This is a genomic window from Pseudarthrobacter sp. LMD1-1-1.1 (assembly GCF_040676255.1).
In the GTDB taxonomy this organism is placed as follows: domain Bacteria; phylum Actinomycetota; class Actinomycetes; order Actinomycetales; family Micrococcaceae; genus Arthrobacter.
The window spans coordinates 84,989-105,152 of the sequence record NZ_JBEGHP010000001.1; the positions used below are offsets into that span (position 1 = coordinate 84,989).

The following is a 20,164-nucleotide window of genomic DNA, read 5'->3' on the forward strand; positions in this document are numbered from 1 at the left end:
CTACCTGGCCAGCAGCCGCACGTGGTCCGGGGTGAGCTCGGAAACGCGGCTGACACCCAGGAGGGCCATGGTGCGGGCCATGTCCTTTTCCAGGATCTGCAGGGTCCGGTCCACGCCTGCGCGGCCGCCGGCCATCAGTCCGTAAAGGTAGGCGCGGCCGATCAGCGTGAAGTCGGCGCCCAGGGCCAGCGCCGCCACGATGTCCGCGCCGCTCATGATCCCGGTGTCCAGCATGATAGCCGCCGTGGCGTTGTCCGCAGCGAAGGCCTGCCTGACCTCGGGGAGCAGATGGAACGGGATAGGGGCCCGGTCCAGCTGGCGTCCACCGTGGTTGGACAGGATGATGCCGTCGGCGCCGTGATCCACCACGCGGCGGGCGTCCTCCACCGTCTGGATGCCCTTGACAACCAGCTTGCCCTTCCAGGTTTCCCGCAGCCAGTCCAGGTCCCCGAAGGTCAGGGTGGGATCGAACATCGAGTTGATCAGGTCCGCCACCGTGCCGGTGTAGCGGGACAGTGAGGCGAACGTCAGGGGCTCATGGGTCAGGAAGTTGAACCACCAGGCCGGCCGGTAGGAGGCGTCCAGGACGGTCTTGAGCGTCAGCGCCGGCGGGATGGTCATGCCGTTGCGGACGTCCCGGAGCCGGGCACCGGCCACGGCGGTGTCAACCGTGACCATGAGGGTGTCGTTGCCTGCCCTGGCAGCGCGTTCGATCAGTTCCAGCGAGCGGTCCCGGTCCGTCCACAGGTACAGCTGGAACCAGTTGCGGCCGTTGGGCGCGGCGGCGGCCACATCCTCGATGGAGGCGGTGCCCATGGTGGACAGCGTGTAGGGAATGCCGGCGGCTTCCGCGGCCTGGGAGCCGGCGTACTCGCCCTCGGACTGCATCATCCGGGTGAAGCCGGTGGGGGCGATGCCGACCGGCAGCCGCGACGGCTTGCCCAGGATCTCTGTGCTGAGGTCGATGCTGGAGACGTTCCGCAGGATGCCCGGACGGAACTCGATGTCCAGGAATGCCTGGCGGGCGCGGCGGAGGGTGATTTCCTCCTCGGCGGCGCCGTCCGTGTAGTCGAAGGGCGCCTTCGGGGTGCGGCGTTTGGCGATGTCGCGGAGTTCCCAAATGGTGCTGGCCCGCTGCAACCGGGCAGCCTTGCTGAATCCGGGCTTCTTGAACTGCACCAGGGGCGCCAGGTCCGAGTACTTGGGGACGCGGCGCTTGAGTGCTGGAGGCACCAAGCCGGGAAGGGCAGCCGACGACGGAGCCTCGGCAGGTGCCGGGGCTGCGGGGACGTCCGTGGCCTCCGGAGCCGGGGTAGCCTCCGGGTTGTTGGGCTGGATGGTGTGGGTCATGGCTCCTCCTATGGTCAAAAAGCTTCGCCGGTGGCAGTTCGCGGCGGTGCGGGCCGTCAGGACTTCCGGCAGGGGTTATTTCACGGCTCAGCCGTGGACCGTGCTGCGCGGCGCCTTTGCCGGTCCCGTGCTGGCCCGGACTTCCAGGCGCGGCTGGTAGCGGCCGCCGGGGGTGTCGTTCCCTTCCTTGCGGATCAGCGCCCGGAGCTGGTGCCATGCCTGCTCGCCCAGCTTGGTGATGGGGACGGCGCCGGTGGTGAGCGCCGGCGTCGTATATCTGGCAAAGGGGATGTCATCGAAGCCCGTCACCGAGATGTCGCCGGGGACGTCCAGGCCCCGCTCATGGAGGCCGCTCATCAGGCCCATGGCCACCAGGTCATTGAAGGCCAGGATTCCGGTGGCCCCGCTGGCCAGGACGGCATCCACGGCCCCATGTCCGGTGTCGAAGTCCGATCCGCCCTCCAGCATGGTGACGTCCACTTCGGGGTGGGCTGCCTTGAATGTCTCCAGGCCTTTGAGCCGCATCTCGTTGGAGGCGCTGCGGGGCGGGCCGGCCAGGAAGGCCAGGCGGGTGTGGCCGAGTTCCACCAGGTGTTCGGCGATGTCCTGGACGCCCTGGCCGTAGTCCACCACCAGGCTGGGGACTCCCGGCGCCGTGGTGGTGCGGTTGATCAGCACCAGCGGGTGGAGTGAGGGTGCAATCTCCTCGAGTTCCGCGTCAGTCATGCGCGGGGCGCAGAGGACCAGCCCGTCGCAGCGCCGCCGCGCTTCACCCGCCAGGATGGATTCCTCACTGGACACTTCAAACGAGTCTGCAATGAGGACCCGGTAGCCGTCCTGCGCAGCGGCCCGGCTCAGGCCGCGGAGGATCGCCTGGAACGTGGGGTTGGCCAGGTCCGGGACCACGATGCCGATGGTGTCCGTCTTGCCCAGCGCCAGGCTGCGGCCCACCGGGTTGGGCTGGTACTTCAGCTCTGCGGCTGCCGCCCGGACCCTGGCCGCGATGTCCGGGTCCACGGTGAAGTTGCCGTTCATGACACGCGAAACGGTGGCGTGGGAGACTCCCGCCTTGACGGCGACATCCGCGATGCCGATCCGGCCGCTTGCCGATTTCCTGGCCATAGGGAACCCTTCGTTTGCGCCGTCGGCCGGCGCCCCCCGGGACTGCTTGGCGTCCAGGGGCTCCGGCCTTCATGGCAGGTGCTTTGGAAGACAGCATATACGGGAGTGGGAAACCGATTTCTATCCTTTTCCCGGCCGTTTTCCCGGCGGCGCTGCCGGTGCTGCATGCGGAAGGCCGGGAAACCGCTTTCTTCCTTTTCTGGAAGTGGTTGACGGATCTGCCGACGGGTTGATAAAACTCTTATAGAGCAATGAGAAAACGCTTTCTCAGCCCTCCGCCACGGTGCAGCACAGTACCGCTGCCGGAACACCGCCGCCCCACCGCGGGACATGAGCTTTTTCGAAAGGGACCCCAATGGTCAACACAGCCGAGACCACGTCGGCCGCAGCTGCTTCAGAGACCGGCAGAGCCGCCGGCGCTGAGACCGCTGCCGCTGCAGGCACCGCCGCCCGGAAGGGCGGGAAAGCCCGGATTGCCCTGATCGGCACCGGCGGCCGTTCCGAGATGTACATCCGTGCCATCTACGGCAAGCACGCGGACACCGCCGAGCTGGTGGCTTTCTCGGACGTGAACCCCGGACGCGTGGAGTTCTACCAGAAGCTCATCCAGGAACTGGGCGCGCCCGGACCGGTGGCGTCGTTCGACCCTGCCCAGCTCACCGGTTTCGTCCAGGCGAACAACATCGACCGCATCATCGTCACCACGCCGGACTACACGCACGCCGACTACATCGTGGAAGGGCTCCGGGCCGGTGCGGACGTCGTCGTCGAAAAGCCCCTGACCATTGACGCCGAAAGCTGCCGCCGCATCGTCCACGCCGTCCACGAGACCGGCCGCAACGTGGTGGTCACCTTCAACTACCGCTACTCGCCACGCAACAGCGCGCTGAAGGAAATCATCCAGAGCGGCGTGATCGGCAAGGTCACCTCCGTCGACTTCAGCTGGGTCCTGGACACCGTGCACGGCGCGGACTACTTCCGCCGCTGGCACCGCGAAAAGAAGAACTCCGGCGGCCTCCTCATCCACAAGGCCTCCCACCACTTCGACCTGGTCAACTGGTGGATCGACGACGTGCCGGAGCGGGTCTTCGCCTCTGGTGGGCTGAAGTTCTATGGCGACAAGAACGCTGCCGAGCGCGGGCTTGGACCCCGCCCCGAACGCGGAACGCCCGACGCCGATGCCCCCACTGCGGATAAGGACCCCTTTGCGCTGGACCTGAGGGAAGATGAACGGCTCAAAGCGCTGTTCCTGGACAACGAGCACTACGACGGCTACCGCCGCGACCAGGATGTCTTCACCGGTGGCATCACCATCGAGGACAACCTGGCACTGGTGGTGGAATACCAGGGCGGACCGCGGCTGAGCTACTCGCTGAATGCCCACAGCCCCTGGGAGGGCTACCGGGTCGCGGTCAACGGAACCGAGGGCCGCGCCGAGCTTGAAGTGGTGGAACGTGCCGCCGTCCGGCACAGCACCGACCAGAAGACCGTGGTGGACCCGAGCGCAACGCCGGTTGAGGAAGAGGACGCAGTCCGCCGCAACGGCGAGCGCCTGGTGGTCCAACGCCACTGGGACGCTGCCTATGAGGTGCCCATCATCAACGGCGAGGGCGGCCACGGCGGCGGCGACGAACTGCTGCTTTCCGACCTCTTCAACGGTCCGGGCGAAGACCCGCTGGGCCGCCCCTCCGGCTACCTGGACGGGCTGCGCTCTGTGTCCGTGGGCATCGCCGGGAACCGGTCCCTGGAGACGTCGCTGCCCGTACGGGTCGAGGACCTGGACCTCGGCGTCGATCTCCGCCGCGGGAAGTAGGGAAGACCATGAGGATTTTTGTCACCGGCGGCTCCGGCCGCCTGGGCCGCAGCGTGGTGGCCGGGCTGGCCCAGGCCGGCCACCACGTCATCTCGGTGGACCGCGAGGCCGTGCCCGCGGAACTGCTGCCGCCCGGCGTCGTGCAGGAAACCGCCGACCTTCTTGCCCCGGGTGAGGCGTTGCGGCTGATAGGGGCGTCAAGGCCCGACGCCGTCATCCACCTTGCAGCGATCGCCGTACCGTTCAGTGCGCCCGAGGACGTCATCTTCGCCACCAACACCCGGCTCGCCTTCGCCGTCATCAGTGCGGCGACGGAGCTGGGCGTCCCCAAGGTAGTGACGGCCAGCAGCCCCACCGTCCTTGGTTACGGCTGCCCGGCCGGCTGGCTGCCGCCGTCGTTCCCGCTGGACGAGCGCACGCCGCCAAAGCCCTGGAACGCCTACGCGCTGTCCAAGCACATTGCCGAACAAACCGTGCAGATGTTCGCCGCCGCCCAGGGGGAGAAGATCCGCTATGCAGCGTTCCGGCCCTGCTTTGTGATCTCGCCGGAAGAATGGGAAGGGGCCCCGACGCAGCAGGGGCACACCCTCGCCGAACGCCTCGCCGACCCGGCCCTCTCCGCGCCGGCCCTGTTCAACTATGTGGATGCGCGGGACGTTGCGGACTTCCTGGACGTGCTGCTGCAGAAGATGGAAGACATTCCCAACGGGGAAACCTTCTTCGTGGGGGCAGCTGACGCGCTCGCAACGGCGCCGCTCGCGGAGCTGATGCCCGCATTCCTCCCGGGAAGCGACGCGCTGAGCTCCGGCCTGACCGGCACCAGCCCCGCTTTTTCCATAGCCAAGGCCCGGGAGCTGCTCGGCTGGCAGCCCAGGCGCAGCTGGCGCACCGAACTGAAGCCCACCCTCAACGACGAGGCCACCGCCCTGGTTACCGCCGGCGGCGGAGGCAAGGAGACACCATGAAATTCGACGGCGTACTGTTCTTCCCTGTCACCCCGTTCACGGCCGAAGGCGCCGTTGACGTGGAAATGCTCAAGGAACACATCGACTCCCGGCTTCCCTTCGGACCCGGCGGCGTGTTCCCCGCCTGCGGCACCGGCGAATTCCATGCCCTCAGCATCGACGAGGTCCGCACCGTGGTGGCGGCTGCCGTGGAGGTTGTCGCCGGAAAAGTCCCCGTGGTGGCCGGTGCCGGCGGGCCCTTGGGCCACGCCCTCGCCGCCGCCCGCGCCGCCGAGGAGGCCGGCGCCGACGCCCTCCTGGTACTTCCGCCCTACCTGGTGACCGGACCCACCGAGGGGCTGGTGGCGTACATCGAGGCCGTGGCGGATGCCAGCAGCCTGCCGGTCATCGTCTACCACCGCGGCAACGCCAGGTTCACCGCCGCGTCCATGGCCAAGCTCGCTGCCAATCCGAAGGTCATCGGCTTCAAGGATGGCCTGGGAGATGTGGGCCTGGCCCAGGAGATCGTGTCCGCTGTCAGGGCCTCCGGCCGGGAAGACTTCGCATTCTTCAACGGCCTGCTCACCGCCGAGCTGACGCAGGGCGCTTACCGCGGGCTGGGCATCCCGCTGTATTCCTCGGCCGCGTTTGCCATGGCCCCGGAAATCGCCAAGGCCTACTACGACGCCTACGTCTCCGGGGACGAGGACCGGCGCAACGCCTTGCTCGAGGGCTTTTACGCACCCCTGGTACGCCTCCGCGACCAGACGCCCGGGTTCGGCGTTTCCCTGATCAAGGCCGGCCTGCGGCTGGGTGGACTTCCCGTCGGGTCCGTCCGGCCGCCGCTGGTGGATCCCAACGCGGAGCAGTTGGTGGAGCTCAAGGCCATCCTCGCCAGGGGCTACGAGCTGGCCGGCCGCTGATGAGCGCACCGGCGGCGGAAACCGTCCGCACCGTTCCCCGTATCACCGGACTGTCCACCAGGCTCCTCACCGTTCCGCTGCGCCGCAGCTGGGGTGTGGAGGCGCCGGAGAACCACGTCATCGCCACCGAGCTTCACACGGACGACGGCGGCACGGGCTTTGGCTTCTCCTGGACACCTACCATCGGTCCCCAGGCAGTCAAGGCACTGTTGGACTGCGACATCGCACCTTTTGTCACCGGCCTTCCGGCTGCGCCGGAGCCGGTGTGGGACGCGCTGTGGAAGCGGCTGCACGAGGCCGGTGGCGGGGGACTCACCACCATCGCGATGGCAGGCGTGGACCTGGCCCTCTGGGATGCGCAGGCGCGCAGTGCCGGCACCTCGGTGACCGGCTTCATCGGCCAGCGGCAGGACTCGGTGGAGGTGTACGGCTCCGGGGTGAACCTGCACTACACGCTGGAGGAGCTCGTGGCACAGACCGAACGCTGGGTCGCCGCAGGCCACCGAGCCGTGAAAATCAAGGTGGGCAAGCCGGACCTCCGTGAGGACGCAGAACGGGTTGCCGCCGTCCGCACCGTGCTGGGCCCGGACCGCCGGCTCATGATCGATGCGAACCAGCGGTGGGACCTGCCCACCACCCTCCGCGCCCTGGACGTCCTCGCCGGGTACGGGCTGGACTGGCTGGAGGAACCCCTCCGCGCGGACGACCTCTGGGCCTACCGGAGGCTCCGGAAACACTCGCCGGTGCCCATAGCCCTGGGCGAAAACCTGCACACCATCTACCGGTTCCGCGATTTCATCGAGGCGGAGGCGGTGGACATCATCCAGCCCAACATCATCAGGGTGGGTGGCATCACCCCGTTCCGGCGGATCGTGGAGCTGGCACGGACCCACAGCATCAAGGTCATGCCGCACCTGCTGCCGGAACTGTCCGGGCAGCTGGCCCTGACCCTGGCGGAGCCCACCATGGTGGAGGACGTCGAGGAGGCATCCTTCGAACAGCTTGGCCTCCTGGCCGGCCCGTCACCGGTCCGGTTCAATAACAGCAGGCTGGCGACGGCGGACCGGCAGGGGCTGGGACTCCGCTTCCGGGAGGCGCTGTGACCACTACTTTCCGAACGACGACGAACAGGTACCTGACGTGACAACTGCAACCCTTTCCCTGTCCGAGCTCACCGCTGCCGCCACGGAAGCGGCCAGGACCTCCGCCGCGGCGACCGACGCCGAACGCGCCGGCTGGCTGAACGCGGTAGCGGACGCCCTGGATGCCAACGCCGCCGAGCTGGTGGACATTGCGGACGCCGAGACCAGCCTGGGGGTGCCGCGCCTTACGGGGGAGGTGGCCCGGACCACGGGGCAGCTGCGCCTGTTCGCCCGCGTGATCACCGAGGGCTCCTACCTGGAGGCCATCATCGACCACGCGGATCCGTCAGCCACCCCGCCAAAGCCGGACCTCCGCCGGATCCTCAAGCCCATCGGCCCCGTTGCCGTCTTCTCTGCGTCGAACTTCCCGTTCGCCTTCTCCGTGGCCGGCGGAGACACCGCCTCAGCCCTCGCCGTCGGCTGCCCCGTGATCGTCAAGGCGCACTCCGGGCACCTGCGCCTGTCGGAACGCACCGCTGAAATCGTGTCCGGGGCCCTGCGCGGCGCCGGTGCACCCGAGGGCCTGTTCGCGCTGGTCAGCGGCCGCGAGGTGGGCACAGCCTTGGTCCAGGACCCTGCCATCAAGGCCGTGGGCTTCACCGGCTCCATCCCCGGCGGCCGTGCCCTGTTCGACCTTGCCACCTCACGCCCCGACCCCATCCCGTTCTACGGGGAACTGGGCAGCCTGAACCCCGTGGTCATCACCGCGGCAGCCCTGCAGGCCCGCTCCTCCGAACTTGCCGCGGGGCTGGCCGGCTCCTTCACCCTGGGCGCGGGCCAGTTCTGCACCAAGCCGGGCGTCGTATTCATCCCTGCCGGGACGGGGTTCGCAGCACACGTTGCGGAGGCGAGCAAGGATAAGCCGGCCCACGGCATGCTCACCAGCCGCATCGCCGAGGCCTACCCGGACGGCCTGCGCAGCTTTGCGTCGGTGGACGGCGTGGACGTGGTGGGCGGCACCGTGGACCAGGATGCTGCGGCCAACGGTGCGGCGCCGGTGGTCTTCTCCACCACTGCCGCAAAGGTGCTGGAACGCCCGGAGCAGCTCCTGGAGGAGTGCTTCGGCCCCACCACCATGGTGATCGAGTATGCGGACCAGGAGGAACTGTCGGCGGTCCTGGCCAAGGTGCCGGGCAGCCTGACCGCCACACTCCATGCCCAGCCCGGCGAGGAGATCGGTGCGCTCGTGGAGCAGCTGTCCGGGCTCGCCGGCCGGGTCCTGTTCGAAGGCTGGCCCACGGGCGTTGCCGTGAACTGGGCCCAGCAGCACGGCGGACCGTACCCGGCCACCACCTCGCTGTTCACGTCCGTGGGCGCCACGGCGGTCCGCAGGTTCCAGCGCCCGGTGGCCTACCAGGAAGCCCCGGAAGAAGTGCTGCACCCGGCCCTGCGGGAGGTCAACCCGCTGCGCGTCCCGCGCCGCGTGGACGGCGAACTGCAGCTTCCCTAGCCCCAGGAACCCGTAAGCCCAACCACCAACGGAAAACCCCGGGACCTCGGTCCCGGGGTTTTCTGTGTGCCTGGCGGCCTGCCTACAGCTGCAGGGTGAGGGGCCGGTCCAGGCCGTTCACCGTGGCTGCCGGCCAGCGTGGGTCCACGGTGAGGACGTGAAGCCCGGACTCCGTGAGCTGCACGGTGTCCTCGATCTTGACGCCGGGCCCGGACGGGTTCCAGGTGAAGGCCTGGTCCAGCACCACGGTGTCGGAGACATCTGTGGTGACCCGAGGATCCCGCCCCGCATAACCGGCAGGACCACCCTGATGGTGCTGCTCCCACTGGTCCGCCCCGAAACCGTGGCGCACGTAGGCGGACTGGATCTCCCCAAAGATCCTGTCCAGCCGCGCCCCCGGAACCGTGGCGTCGAAAATGTCCGCTTCCACTGCGGCGATGCGGGCCTCGGCGTCGCGCTCTTCCGGGGGGCCGGCGTCGAACCTTACCCAGCGGGTGATGTTGGCCACCAGGCCATCCCGGCGGGCACACACGACGGCCATGGCGCGCCGGCCGAGGGATGCATGCGTCGGCAGTGGATGCCGGAAGCCGCTGCGGGAACTGCCGTTGCACAGCAGCACCAGCGGTTCGGCGCCGGCCGCCACCACGCGGGCGGCCAGCGCCGAGGCCAGGCCGAATTCCGTGGTGTCCGGACGGGCGGCGGACAGGACGTCCGTCATGATGCCGGCCAGCTCGGCGCCAAGCAGCGAGTACCGGGCACTCTCCGCCGGGAGGAGCTGCTGGCGGGCGGCCCGCAGCTGGGCAGCGACATCGCCTTCGCCCAGGGGTGGCCGGGAACCAGTGCCAAGCGCGGCGGCGGCCTGGTGGAGGTTGGCGTGCCAGGGAACGGTGTGCAGGTTTACCCCCAGCGGGAGCTCCTCTGCGGCGATCCGGCCGGCTTCGTTGTTGAACGTCACCAGGTGGTCGCCGTCGCGGTCCACCAGCAGGGCGGCGATGGGATCGCCGGCCAGGCTGATGTGGACCCGGCTGCCGTCCAGGTACCAGGTCAACGCGGTATTGGTGGTGAGGAGCAGCGAGTCGCGCCCGGCGGCGTCCAGGATGTCCACCACCCGTTGGCGCTTGACGGTGCGGTCCGCCGGTGACCCGGGAGCCAGCCGTGCCTCCTGCGGGGGAGCGGCTGCGGTTGTTGTCTGGGTCATGACGGGTCCCCCTGGTGGTTGATCAGTGCTTCGATATCGGCTGTGGCCAGGTTGCCGTCGGCCACAAAAACGGTGACGCTCCGCCGGACCGGTTCGCCTGGTTGGGCGATGACGGGCGCCTCCCATGCCAGCGACTGGCCTACGCCCGGGTAGCCCTCCACGCGGACGAACCACGGATCCGTGCAGCTTTCCGGGGCCACGAACACCAGGGTGGCCGGGCCGCCGTCGAACGTTCCCGACCACGCGAGCCAGCGCGTGACGCTGCCGTGGGTCTCCGCCTCGCCACTGCCATCGGGCGTCCAGACCGTGGCGGCGTCGCAGGCCGGCAGGCGCCAGAAGAAGCCGCCGTAGCCGCCTTCAAAGCGGCCATTGGAGCCCGGGCTGCCCAGGCTGACAGGCGTACTGCCGGCAGGGGACAGGGCGAAGTCGAGGGACAGGCGCCACGTGGAGGGCGCGACGCCGGACCACGCCCAGGAGCGTTCCTCCAGGAGGATCGGGGCGCCGTCCGGGCCGTTCCAGCTCAGGGTTTCCTGAAGCGTGCCCCCGTGCCCGCCGGCCGCATCGGTCTGCTGTACGGCCGAGGCGCTGATGGTGCCGTGGTCCGGGCGCCAGACGTACGCTCCGGCCTCCCGGGTATAGGTGCGGCCGCCCCAGAAGTTCACGCCGTCCACGTCCTGCAGGGCCACGCCGGCACCAAGGTGCCATACGTGGTCCAGCGGCTGGTGGTCCGTCACCACGGTGCCGCCCAGGGTCCTGACGGGGTGCAGGTAGGGCCGCGGGGAGGAGACCGCGCGGATGTGGCTGCCATCCTGGCAGTCCGCCACCGGCCGTCCGTCCACGGTCATTGTGCGGACGGGCGGAATGGCCCGCGCCCACGGGACACCGAGCTCGGCGAACGTTGCCTGCGCTTTGACGGCCCGTCCGATGAGGTCGCTGATGCCCTGGACCACCGGGTGGGCGTCGTCGCCCGCGCCTTCCCAGGAAATGGATCCGGGGTCGATCGGGGCGGGCGCGGGGGAGGTGCGGATGGCTTCGAGGACGGCGGTAAAGGCGGCGGTGTCCTGCAGCGCGGACAGGAGCGGCGCCCCGGTAGTGCGGGCGTCCAGCAGGTTCTCCAGGAGGTCGGTGCGGCCATATGTCTCGCGGCGTTCGCCATCGGCAGTGGTGATGACCACCTCGTCTTTTGTGTAGGAAAACGTGATGTCGCCCAGGGTTCCGTGGACGGTCACGGTGGGATCCTGCTGTTCCGGGGCGCAGAGGGTCAGGGCGCACAGCACCGTGGCTCCGTTGGCCGTGCGGATGCGGAGTACGGACGTGTCGTCGCTTTCGGTCCCGTGGGCCCGGTACAGGTCTGTTTCCACGGAGGCCACATCTGCCAGGGTGCGGGCGCCGGCGACGTGGAGTGCAGTGGCAACGGCGTGGGCCAGCGCATTTGTTGCCACGCCGTCCACCACATCGGTGCCGTCCAGGGTGCGCTTCCCGGCCCAGCGCGAGCGCTTGAAATACGCCTTGGTCCGCAGCCACTGGCCGGTGGCGCTGATGCCCAGGACGGTGCCGACATCCCCGGCTGCCACCATCTCCGTGATGGCAGGCAACGCGTGGGACCCCAGGCTCTGGAAGCCAACCTGGACCAGCCGCCCATTTTTCCGGGCAGCGGCAAGGACCTCTTCAAACTGTGCCAGGGAGGCCACAGGCGGCTTCTCGACGTAGACGTCCATCCCGGCTTCCAGCGCGGTTACCGCCAGCGGGGCATGGGTCTGGATGGGCGTGGCAATGATGACGACGTCGACCCCCGGCCGGGCGGCCAGCAGTCCATCCAAGTCGAGGAACACAGCCACCGGGGCGGCGAGGGTGCCGGCTTGCGGCGGGTTGGGATCGGCGACGGCCACCAGTTCCAGGGCGCCGGCCTGTTCGAGCCGGGACAGGTTGGCAAGGTGGCGCTCGCCGAAGCCGTGCACGCCCACCAGGGCTACCCGCGGGACGGCTGGGGAAACGGCCTGCTGCTGCGGCTGGTCCGCGGCGGCGGAGGGCTGTGTGGTCATAACGGTCCTTGGGATGTGTTGTAGATGGGCCGGAGGGCCAGGGTGTGGGCCAGGAATTCGAGTGCTTCGTCCTGCATGGGCCCGGTGAAGACATGCCCCCCGGGCCAAAGGGCGCCTGTGTATTTGTCCGTACCGGCGTGCAGGGATTCCAACAGGTGGTGCGCCTGGCGCATCCCGTCCTCCGGGAAGAGCTCATCCGCCAGAGCGTATTGCACCAGGAACCGGGCGGCCGCTGACCGGCCGGTAAGCTCCGGCCAATCGCCCAGCCTCCACAGCCCGGGGGTCTGCAGCAGCCACGAGTGCGCATCCAGGTAGGCGGGGAGGAGGGACTCGAAGGTGGTCATCATGCAGGTCACCACTGCGGCCCGGATTCGGGGACTGAGGGCTGCCAGGGCCAGCGACCGGCCACCTCCGCCCGAGAACCCGATGCAGCCCAGGTTCTCCGGGTCGACCCCGGGCAGGGCTGCCAGGATTTCCAGGGCTGCGAGGTCGTCGTACGCAACCATGCCGGCCAGGCTGGTGCCCAGCAGGCCTGCGGCCTTGGCCACGGTGTCCTCGTGGAAGCCGGCGGCGGCATTGTATTGGTCGGCGTCGGTGGGTACGACGCCGTCCTCCCGCCACTGCGCCTGCCGCGCCGCCGCTGCGGCGGCGGTCCGCCACGGCGGCGTTGAGAGGTCGAATTTGCGGCTGCCCCAGGCGAAGGTGTCGTGGGCCAGCACTGCGAAACCGCGGCGGGCGATGTCCGTGGCCAGGGCCCGCCCGTCATAGAGCCCGGCACGGGCGGCGGCCGCCGACGGGTGGCTTTCCGGGAGGTCCACCAGCCGGTCCGCGCCGCCGAACTTGTTGCCGCCATGGCAGTGGAGAGCCAGGACGCCCGGCAGGGGACCGGGACGTCCAGCCGGCCGCACCAGCCAGCCCGTAGTCCGTGGCCCGAAACCCAACTGCCAGCTGAGCTGGGAGGTGGTGGCGCCGTCGTACGTTTCCTCCCAGTGCACCGTGACCTCCGGCAGTGCGCCCGCGCCCGGTACGCCCAGCGCGTCCGAAAGCTCCTGCGCCGCGGCGGTTGGGGCCTGATGGCGCGGGTTGTTTCTTACGTAGGCCGGCCAGTCGTTATAGCCCGCGATGGCGCTGGGCCGTGCTGGAGTCATGTGGCCGGCTCCTTTCGGTGATGGTCCTGCCTGCTGCCGCCGTGGGGCGCTGCGGTCAGGAGAGGTTCTGGTTTACCTCGGAGATCATGCCCTTGGCCGCGTCGCGCGGAGAGATCTTCCCGAAGAGTACATCCGTGTTGTAACGGTTCAAAACTTCCATGGTTGCCGATGATCCCGCCGGGAACGGCTTGGGGGCCTGGACTTTGAGGGCGGCAATGCGGTCCAGGTAGGCGGCTTCCTTTTGCTGGGTTTCCTTCAGCAGGGGAGTGATGCCGGCCTTGAGTTCGGTGTTGGCGGGCATGCCGCGGTCACTCTTGATTTTTGAAGCGGCGTCCATGTTGTTGACCAGGTAGTTGATGAAGAGGGCCGCTTCCTTGGGCTGTGCGGACTTGGATGAGATGGCGTATTCCATCGAGGACCGGAGCCAGGCGCCGGGCTGCTTGCTTTCGCCGGGCAGCTTGGCCATGACCAGGGGCGCCCCGGAATAGGACGTCATCTGGTTGCTCCAGGAGATCTTCATGCCCTGTTTTCCCTGTCCCATCAGGGTCATCTCGGGCTGCGCGGACCCGTCCTCCACCGTCTGTGATGCGGAAGGGGCGCCGCCGGTATCCATCAGCTTCTTGTTGAGCTCGAACCAGCGGGTCAGGGTGTCCTCGCTGATGCCCATTTTCTTCCCGTCGTCGGTGTAGAGGTCCTCGCCGTTTTGGCGGGCCCAGACCGCAAGGAAGGAGTCGTTGGCCATGGGGGTGGTGCCAAACGTGCCGGCAGGGGATTTACTGGTGATCTCGGCGGCGATCTGCGCGTAGTCGTCCCAGGTCCACTTTTCGTCATCCGGCATGGGGACGCCTGCCGCTTCAAACACCTCGGGGTCCAGGACCATCGACATGGAATTGACGCCTGCGGTGATGGTGTACTGCTTGCCATCGATTTTGCCCAGGTCCACGGTGCCTTCCGCGAACTTCGACGTGTCGATCTGGTCCTTGACCTTGTCCAGGTTCAGCAGGACGCCGCGGCTGGCGTACTCACTGGGGTAAGCGCCGCTCATGGCAATGACATCGGGCGTTGTTCCACCTGCGATCTGGGTGGCCATCTTGTCCCAGTAGGAGCTGTATTCGGTGTTTTCGCCCTGGACCTTGATGGTGGGGTTGGCGGCTTCGAAGGCTTTGATGACCTCCATCGTGGTTTTGGCCCTGGAGTCATTGCCCCACCAGGCGAACCGGATGGTGACGGGATCTTCCGCCGTCCCCACCTTTCCCGCCTGGGGACTGTTGCCGCAGCCGGTCAGGGCAATGGCCAGGGCGGCAATGGCGCCGGTTACTCCGACGGCGGATTTTCTGAGACCAAACTTCATTGTTGTGCCCCTCGGCTTCTCATTTAGGGTGGAGTGATGCGTCCAGCAGAAAACGGTTTCTCAAAAACTAACAAAGGGCTATACAGGAGTCAAGAAAGCGTTTACTTTGGTACGGAGCCGCATTTTCGAAGGCACCCGCGGCGCCGGAATCCGCAGCCTTTTACGGCGGCAGCTGACCGTGCCGGAGGTGCCGCACACCCCATCGCCTGGCGATGACCGCAACGTGGAGGCCACGATGACCAAAGGAGACCACATGGCCGCAAAACACATCCCCAGGACGCAGCGTCCGGCCCTGGCGCCGGACGCAGTGTGCCTGTCTCGGACGGAGCAGCTTCGGTGAGCGCCATCAGCGAGCTCAGCTCCATTACCCGGCGGAAGGGCAGAGTCACCGCCGAGGAAAAGAAGGCCAACAGGCGGGATAACAAGGCCGCCTACATCTTCCTGCTGCCATGGCTGGTGGGCCTGGTGGCCATCACCATCGGCCCGATGCTGATGTCCCTCTACCTGTCCTTTACGGACTACAACCTGCTCCAGCCGCCGGAATGGACCGGGCTGGACAACTTCACCCGGATGCTCAGTGACGCCCGGCTGCACAACTCGCTGCGGGTCACCTTCACCTATGTCTTCGTCGGCGTCCCCCTGCAGCTCGCCGTTGCACTGCTCATTGCCCTCGTGCTGGACAAGGGCCTCCGCGGCCTCCCGTTCTACCGTTCGGTGTTCTACTTGCCGTCCCTCCTGGGCGGATCCGTTGCCGTGGCCATCCTGTGGAAGCAGATATTTGGCACCACGGGCCTGGTCAACCAGGTCCTGGCCATGTTTGGAATCCAGGGGCCGGGCTGGATCTCGGATCCCAGCACCGCTTTGGGATCGATCATCCTGCTCCACGTCTGGACGTTCGGCGCACCCATGATCATCTTCCTGGCAGGCCTGCGGCAGATCCCCGCGATGTACTACGAAGCCGCCAAAGTGGATGGTGCCAGCACGCTCCAGCAGTTCTGGCGGATCACCATGCCGATGCTGAGCCCGATCATCTTCTTCAACCTGGTGCTGCAGATCATCGGTTCCTTCCAGTCCTTCACTCAGGCGTTCATCGTCTCCGGCGGCAACGGCGGGCCCTCAGACTCCACCATGTTCTTCACCCTGTACCTGTACCAAAAGGGCTTCGGCCAGTTCGACATGGGCTACGCGTCCGCCATGGCATGGGTGCTGCTGCTCATCATCGGCGTCTTTACCGCCATCAACTTCATCGCTTCTAAGTATTGGGTTTTCTATGACGACTAACCTGGAGACGCTGCCCGCCGCGGACAAGAAGACCGCGGGTGCCGGCAAGCCTAACAACCGCAAGCCGCGGGTCCGCGAGTCCCGGGGAACCCTGGCCTTCAGCCGGGCCCAGCGGGGCAAATCACTCATGAAGCACGGCATCCTGATCCTGGCCGGCGCGCTGATGATCTATCCACTCCTGTGGATGGTGGTGTCGTCGCTGCGGCCGAACGAGATGATCTTCCGGGAGCCGGGCCTCTGGCTCAACAGCCTGGAAATGAGCAACTACACCTCCGGCTGGTCAGCCCTGACCCACCCCTTTGGCCACTACATGCTGAACTCGGCCATCGTGGTGATCGGCTCCATTCTGGGAAACCTCGTTTCCTGTTCCATGGCCGCCTACGCCTTTGCCCGGCTCCAGTTCACGGGAAAGAAGCTGTTCTTTGGCATCATGCTTCTCACCATCATGCTGCCGTTCCACGTGGTGATCGTCCCGCAGTACATCCTGTTCTCGCAGATCGGCTGGGTGAACACCTTCTGGCCGCTGCTGGTGCCCAAGCTGCTGGCCACGGACGCGTTCTTCGTCTTCCTCATGGTTCAGTTCATCCGCGGTATTCCGCGCGAACTTGATGAAGCTGCACGAATCGACGGTGCCGGACATCCGCGCATCTTCCTTCGGGTCATCCTGCCGCTGATGGTGCCGGCGCTGGCCACCACTACCATCTTCACCTTCATCTGGACCTGGAACGACTTCTTTGGTGCCCTGATCTACCTCACCGATCCGGACATGTTCACCGTTCCGGTGGCCCTCCGGGCTTTCGTGGATTCCCAGTCGGCCACGAGTTGGGGTTCCCTGTTCGCCATGTCCATTGTGTCGCTGCTGCCGGTCTTCCTGGTCTTCCTCTTTGGCCAGCGGTTCCTCATCAAGGGCATCGCCACCACGGGCATCAAGTAGCCCGCGAAGACGATGCCGGTCCGGACGGCCCGCCCTGGTGGCGGGCCGTTCGCCATTGGGCGAAAGATTCCCCGGCATCGGCCATGACTATCTTGTATTACAAGTAGCGAACTTGTAGTATCTGTAGCAGAAAGCGCTTTCAGGGACCTGCGCACAGCCGATAGGCCGCTGTCCCGCCGCCGAGTTCCCTCCTCAACCACACAGCTGAGACCATCACCCGCACCTGGATCAACGAAGATCGGAGTACACAGTGCCGCTTTTTCCCCGTCCTGCGTCTGCTGCCAAGCAGACAGCAGGGGCACCCGCTTCAGGCCCTAACCCCCAACGCCGCCGTGTCCAAACCCGCAGTGTCCGGACCCGCAAGGCCGGCGCGGTTGCCGCCGCCGTCGCCGCCGTCATGGCCCTCAGTGCCTGCGGTGGAGGAGCCGCCCCGCAGAACGCGGATGGCACCGTCGAGCTCCGCTTCTCGTGGTGGGGCGGCGATAAGCGCGCGCAGCTGACGCAGGAAGCAATCAAGCAGTTCGAGGCCGAAAACCCCAAGATCAAGATCAAGCCGGAGTTTGGAGACTGGAGCGGCTACTGGGACAAACTGGCCACGCAGGTGGCGGCCAACGATGCCCCCGACATTATCCAGATGGACGAAAAGTACATTACGGAATACTCAAGCCGGGGTGCCCTTCTGGACCTGTCCAAGTACGACATCGACACGTCCAAGCTGGACGAGGCAGCACTGAACGCAGGCAAGGGCGAAAAAGGGCTGACCGGCATCGCCGCCGGCATCAATGCTGCAACCATACTGGCCAACCCCGCCGTCTTCCAGGCTGCCGGAGTCCCGCTTCCGGACGATACCAAGTGGACCTGGGAGGACTTTGGCCGGATCGCCGCCGAGATTACTGCAAAGTCGCCCAAGGGCACCTATGGCGCAGCGGCCTACGGAACGGACGAGGCTTCCCTGGGAGTCTGGCTCCGCCAGGACGGCAAGTCGCTGTATACGTCCGACGGCAAGCTGGGCTTCGAGCCGGGCGACATCGCCGAGTGGTGGGCTTTCCTGAAGAAGCTCAGCAAGGACAAGGCAGTGCCGTCCGCATCCGAGGTGGTGGAGGCCGAGGCTGCCCCGCTTGACCAGAGCGGACTGGCAACAGGCAAGAACGGCATGGCCTTCTGGTGGTCCAACCAGGCCCCGGCCTTGGAAAAGGCGAGCGGCGGGGACTTGAAGATCCTGCGGTTCCCCACCAAGACTGGATCGTCCGCGGACACCGAGCTTTGGTACAAGGCCTCGCAGTTCTGGTCAGCATCATCGCGCACCAAGCACCCGCAGGAAACCGCCAAGTTCATCAACTTCCTCACCAATAACGTCAAGGCCGGCGAGGCCCTGCTTGCAGACCGCGGCGTCTACCCCAACTCCGAGGTCCGGGCGGCCATCCAGCCGAAACTGACCCCGGCTGACGTCAAGGTGGTCAACTTCATCGACCAGATCAAGGACGAGCTCGGTGAGGCGCCGGCGCCGCCGCCGAAGGGTGCGGGCGCCATCCAGGAAATCATCAAGCGCTATACCTCCGAAGTCCTCTTCGAGCGGCTGTCCCCGGAGGATGCGGGCAAGAAGGCGACCGATGAAATGAAGTCCGCCATCAGCAGCTAGTCCCCACCCCGCCGACACGGCTCCGGACCGTCTGTATGGTGCCTCCTCATCACAGACGTCCGACGGCGGGTGGCAGCTCTGCCCCGGAAGGAACCCATGGTTCCTTCCGGGGTGGAGCTGTTTAAAGCGCCGTTGTCAGGCTGCCCGGGCGGGGTGGTGGAATTCAGCAGCCGCGTTCCATGGCGCAGCTTTTATGGGGCGGCGCGTTCCCTTCGCCTGGTCCGAAGCTCGTTATGTCGTCGTTCCGGTTCAGCCGGACGCCGGACCGGTTCGGACGGCAGGACCCGCCCCAGGACCTGGACGGAGAGGGTTCGTGCCGGAGGGCAGGGTGGGGAGGACTCCCCGTGCAGAAGCTGTTCATTGAGCCGCTTACCCATGCCGGTTCCGGGCAGTGGTGGTGCGGTGGAGTGGTAGGTGTGGCCGGTTGGGGTGCAGGTCGCTACCGTGTGCCGCGGGCCGGGGACGGTTTGTGCGGCCCAGCCGGGGGCTTCTTTGGTGTGGTTGCAGGCTTCGCAGAGGCCCTGCCCGTTACGGGTGCTTGTAGGGCCGCCGTCGTGCCAGGCGACGACATGGTCGTCGTGCCTGATCGGGGCGTCGCAGTAGGGGGTCCGGCAGGTGTTGTCCCGGATTTGAAGGAAGCGTTTCAGCGCTGCCGGGAAGAGCCGGGCTGTGGAGTCCATCGCCACCAACTCGCCGGTGCCGGGAGCGGTATAGAGCCGGCGCACCCACAGCTTCAGTTCCTCCGCACCCGCCGGCCCAGCCGCCGGGGCCGTGGCCACGGGGGATCCGCCAGTGAGGGCGATGTGCCGTGCCTGTTCGGCGGGGATGGTGCCGTAGCCGGGCAGCCGTGCAGGTTCGGCGCCGGCCTGCAGGAGGGTGTGGTCGGTCATGACGAGCTGGATCTGAACCCCGGTCACGCCGCCGGGGGTGCCGGTGACGCGTTCGACGAGGGTGTCCGCCATGACCTGCCCCCGGGACCTCTCGTCACCGTTCGAGCGTGCGGTGTCGGCGTCCCGGCACAACGCGGCGTACGCGGCGACTCCCTGGGCGACGGGGAGCAGCGCGGTCAGGCAGGTCATGGTGTCCGGGGCCGGGCGCAGGCTCACGCACCGCTCGCCCACGGCCCGGCTGGCGCGCTTCGCGACCGAGGCGGGGTCCCGCCGGTACGCGGCGGCGCGGACCGCGGCGATGATGGCCCTGTCGCCCAGGCCGTTCAGGGCGCCGGTGTCGGCGGCGAGTTCCTCATCCACCCCGGCCCGGTCCTCGGTGCTCAGGCAGATGGTGTCTTTCACGATCAGCGTGGCCCGCCACTCGCTCAACAGGCCGGTCCGGAACGCCTGGAACGTGTGCGGCATGCCGGTGAGGGTTTTGGCCAGGCCGAGCAACCGGGAACCCCGGGCGGGGGACTCGCGCCGGGCCAACGCGATCTGCGCCGCGACCCCGGCGCCCCGCTCGCAGGCCGGGACCCCGGCCTCGGCCTGCTCCCGCCGCTGGGATAAATCAAAAGCGACAGCGGTATCAGCCTGCCGGGCACCGGCCAGGGACTTCAGATCCTCCAACCCACGAATCTGATCAATCATGCCCGCACCATCCGCAGGGACCGGGACGCGGGCGAGCAGGTCCAGGACGTCAGCGATGGAAGGCACCTGAGGTTCCGCCTTCAGTACTGCTGCCGCCCACACAACCGCTTCCATAACCAGAGTCTTCCAGCACCCTCTGACAATCCCAGCTCGCTCAAACCCCTATGTGGAAAACGCACCCCCGCGGAAGGCGTACCCCTGGATCGCGCCGCAACCGGCCGCCGTCGAACGTTCCCGAACGCGCGGT

The 20,164-nt window shown here is 67.4% G+C and carries 16 protein-coding genes; 9 read left to right on the forward strand and 7 right to left on the reverse strand.

Annotated features, from left to right (window positions below; genetic code table 11):
• Both MRBLMD1_RS00420 and MRBLMD1_RS00425 read right to left on the reverse strand, forming a co-directional pair.
• Complete coding sequence (locus tag MRBLMD1_RS00420) at positions 1 to 1,350, reverse strand: alpha-hydroxy acid oxidase (RefSeq protein ID WP_364396400.1); 1,350 nt, start codon at positions 1,348 to 1,350, stop codon at positions 1 to 3.
• Positions 1,351 to 1,437: 87 nt separating this feature from the next.
• The gene (locus tag MRBLMD1_RS00425) at positions 1,438 to 2,472 is read right to left on the reverse strand and encodes a LacI family DNA-binding transcriptional regulator (protein WP_364396403.1); all 1,035 of its coding nucleotides are present in this window, start codon (positions 2,470 to 2,472) and stop codon (positions 1,438 to 1,440) included.
• Between the two features lie 71 nt (positions 2,473 to 2,543).
• Here MRBLMD1_RS00425 and MRBLMD1_RS00430 point away from each other — a divergent pair, with 71 nt between their 5' ends.
• The 6 genes from MRBLMD1_RS00430 (at position 2,544) to MRBLMD1_RS00455 (ending at position 8,744) form a co-directional block, all read left to right on the forward strand.
• Positions 2,544 to 2,705, forward strand: a complete 162-nt coding sequence (locus tag MRBLMD1_RS00430) for a hypothetical protein (RefSeq protein WP_364396406.1) — start codon at positions 2,544 to 2,546, stop codon at positions 2,703 to 2,705.
• A 122-nt stretch (positions 2,706 to 2,827) separates the two neighbouring features.
• Entirely contained in the window at positions 2,828 to 4,285 is a 1,458-nt protein-coding gene (locus tag MRBLMD1_RS00435) for a Gfo/Idh/MocA family protein (RefSeq protein WP_159630759.1), read from the forward strand.
• A gap of 8 nt (positions 4,286 to 4,293) precedes the next feature.
• Positions 4,294 to 5,250: an NAD-dependent epimerase/dehydratase family protein gene (locus tag MRBLMD1_RS00440; protein WP_224027006.1), complete on the forward strand. Its 957-nt coding sequence runs from the start codon at positions 4,294 to 4,296 to the stop codon at positions 5,248 to 5,250.
• Positions 5,247 to 6,152 carry a 5-dehydro-4-deoxyglucarate dehydratase gene (locus tag MRBLMD1_RS00445; RefSeq protein WP_364396410.1) on the forward strand — a complete coding sequence of 302 codons (906 nt, stop codon included), beginning with the start codon at positions 5,247 to 5,249 and terminating at the stop codon, positions 6,150 to 6,152. The genes MRBLMD1_RS00440 and MRBLMD1_RS00445 overlap by 4 nt, the downstream gene beginning before the upstream one ends.
• The gene (locus MRBLMD1_RS00450; RefSeq protein ID WP_364396413.1) at positions 6,152 to 7,255 is read left to right on the forward strand and encodes a mandelate racemase/muconate lactonizing enzyme family protein; all 1,104 of its coding nucleotides are present in this window, start codon (positions 6,152 to 6,154) and stop codon (positions 7,253 to 7,255) included. The genes MRBLMD1_RS00445 and MRBLMD1_RS00450 overlap by 1 nt, the downstream gene beginning before the upstream one ends.
• A gap of 37 nt (positions 7,256 to 7,292) precedes the next feature.
• Positions 7,293 to 8,744: an aldehyde dehydrogenase (NADP(+)) gene (locus tag MRBLMD1_RS00455; protein ID WP_364396416.1), complete on the forward strand. Its 1,452-nt coding sequence runs from the start codon at positions 7,293 to 7,295 to the stop codon at positions 8,742 to 8,744.
• 82 nt (positions 8,745 to 8,826) lie between these two features.
• Here the strand turns inward: MRBLMD1_RS00455 and MRBLMD1_RS00460 are convergent, their stop codons facing one another.
• Genes MRBLMD1_RS00460 through MRBLMD1_RS00475 form a run of 4 tightly spaced genes read right to left on the reverse strand, consistent with a single transcriptional unit; the run spans position 8,827 to position 14,483 of the window.
• Positions 8,827 to 9,942, reverse strand: a complete 1,116-nt coding sequence (locus MRBLMD1_RS00460; RefSeq protein ID WP_364396419.1) for a M24 family metallopeptidase — start codon at positions 9,940 to 9,942, stop codon at positions 8,827 to 8,829.
• Positions 9,939 to 11,984, reverse strand: a complete 2,046-nt coding sequence (locus MRBLMD1_RS00465) for a DUF6807 family protein (RefSeq protein ID WP_364396422.1) — start codon at positions 11,982 to 11,984, stop codon at positions 9,939 to 9,941. Before MRBLMD1_RS00465 ends, MRBLMD1_RS00460 begins: the two co-directional genes overlap by 4 nt.
• On the reverse strand, positions 11,981 to 13,132 hold the full coding sequence (locus MRBLMD1_RS00470) for an acetylxylan esterase (RefSeq protein WP_364396425.1): 1,152 nt from the start codon (positions 13,130 to 13,132) through the stop codon (positions 11,981 to 11,983). The genes MRBLMD1_RS00465 and MRBLMD1_RS00470 overlap by 4 nt, the downstream gene beginning before the upstream one ends.
• A 55-nt stretch (positions 13,133 to 13,187) precedes the next feature.
• Positions 13,188 to 14,483: an ABC transporter substrate-binding protein gene (locus MRBLMD1_RS00475; protein WP_364396428.1), complete on the reverse strand. Its 1,296-nt coding sequence runs from the start codon at positions 14,481 to 14,483 to the stop codon at positions 13,188 to 13,190.
• A gap of 336 nt (positions 14,484 to 14,819) precedes the next feature.
• On the opposite strand from MRBLMD1_RS00475, the gene MRBLMD1_RS00480 reads away from it, so the two are divergent.
• From MRBLMD1_RS00480 to MRBLMD1_RS00490, 3 genes are all read left to right on the forward strand, one after another.
• Positions 14,820 to 15,764, forward strand: coding sequence for a carbohydrate ABC transporter permease (locus MRBLMD1_RS00480; RefSeq protein ID WP_159630779.1), 945 nt, complete (start codon positions 14,820 to 14,822; stop codon positions 15,762 to 15,764).
• The gene (locus MRBLMD1_RS00485) at positions 15,754 to 16,698 is read left to right on the forward strand and encodes a carbohydrate ABC transporter permease (protein WP_159630781.1); all 945 of its coding nucleotides are present in this window, start codon (positions 15,754 to 15,756) and stop codon (positions 16,696 to 16,698) included. The genes MRBLMD1_RS00480 and MRBLMD1_RS00485 overlap by 11 nt, the downstream gene beginning before the upstream one ends.
• A 250-nt stretch (positions 16,699 to 16,948) precedes the next feature.
• Complete coding sequence (locus tag MRBLMD1_RS00490; protein ID WP_414703651.1) at positions 16,949 to 18,337, forward strand: ABC transporter substrate-binding protein; 1,389 nt, start codon at positions 16,949 to 16,951, stop codon at positions 18,335 to 18,337.
• 191 nt (positions 18,338 to 18,528) lie between these two features.
• On the opposite strand, the gene MRBLMD1_RS00495 is transcribed toward MRBLMD1_RS00490, so the two are convergent.
• Positions 18,529 to 20,031, reverse strand: a complete 1,503-nt coding sequence (locus tag MRBLMD1_RS00495; RefSeq protein ID WP_364396431.1) for an HNH endonuclease — start codon at positions 20,029 to 20,031, stop codon at positions 18,529 to 18,531.
• Positions 20,032 to 20,164: the final 133 nt, after the last annotated feature.

What these genes read in the sequence shown, in the direction of transcription:
- MRBLMD1_RS00465 (WP_364396422.1), bottom strand. Translation starts at nt 11,984, where the DNA reads ATGACCACACAGCCCTCCGCCGCCGCGGACCAGCCGCAGCAGCAGGCC.
- MRBLMD1_RS00420 (WP_364396400.1), bottom strand. Translation starts at nt 1,350, where the DNA reads ATGACCCACACCATCCAGCCCAACAACCCGGAGGCTACCCCGGCTCCG.
- MRBLMD1_RS00440 (WP_224027006.1), top strand. Translation starts at nt 4,294, where the DNA reads ATGAGGATTTTTGTCACCGGCGGCTCCGGCCGCCTGGGCCGCAGCGTG.
- MRBLMD1_RS00475 (WP_364396428.1), bottom strand. Translation starts at nt 14,483, where the DNA reads ATGAAGTTTGGTCTCAGAAAATCCGCCGTCGGAGTAACCGGCGCCATT.
- MRBLMD1_RS00445 (WP_364396410.1), top strand. Translation starts at nt 5,247, where the DNA reads ATGAAATTCGACGGCGTACTGTTCTTCCCTGTCACCCCGTTCACGGCC.
- MRBLMD1_RS00495 (WP_364396431.1), bottom strand. Translation starts at nt 20,031, where the DNA reads ATGGAAGCGGTTGTGTGGGCGGCAGCAGTACTGAAGGCGGAACCTCAG.
- MRBLMD1_RS00460 (WP_364396419.1), bottom strand. Translation starts at nt 9,942, where the DNA reads ATGACCCAGACAACAACCGCAGCCGCTCCCCCGCAGGAGGCACGGCTG.
- MRBLMD1_RS00470 (WP_364396425.1), bottom strand. Translation starts at nt 13,132, where the DNA reads ATGACTCCAGCACGGCCCAGCGCCATCGCGGGCTATAACGACTGGCCG.
- MRBLMD1_RS00450 (WP_364396413.1), top strand. Translation starts at nt 6,152, where the DNA reads ATGAGCGCACCGGCGGCGGAAACCGTCCGCACCGTTCCCCGTATCACC.
- MRBLMD1_RS00485 (WP_159630781.1), top strand. Translation starts at nt 15,754, where the DNA reads ATGACGACTAACCTGGAGACGCTGCCCGCCGCGGACAAGAAGACCGCG.
- MRBLMD1_RS00435 (WP_159630759.1), top strand. Translation starts at nt 2,828, where the DNA reads ATGGTCAACACAGCCGAGACCACGTCGGCCGCAGCTGCTTCAGAGACC.
- MRBLMD1_RS00430 (WP_364396406.1), top strand. Translation starts at nt 2,544, where the DNA reads ATGGCAGGTGCTTTGGAAGACAGCATATACGGGAGTGGGAAACCGATT.
- MRBLMD1_RS00425 (WP_364396403.1), bottom strand. Translation starts at nt 2,472, where the DNA reads ATGGCCAGGAAATCGGCAAGCGGCCGGATCGGCATCGCGGATGTCGCC.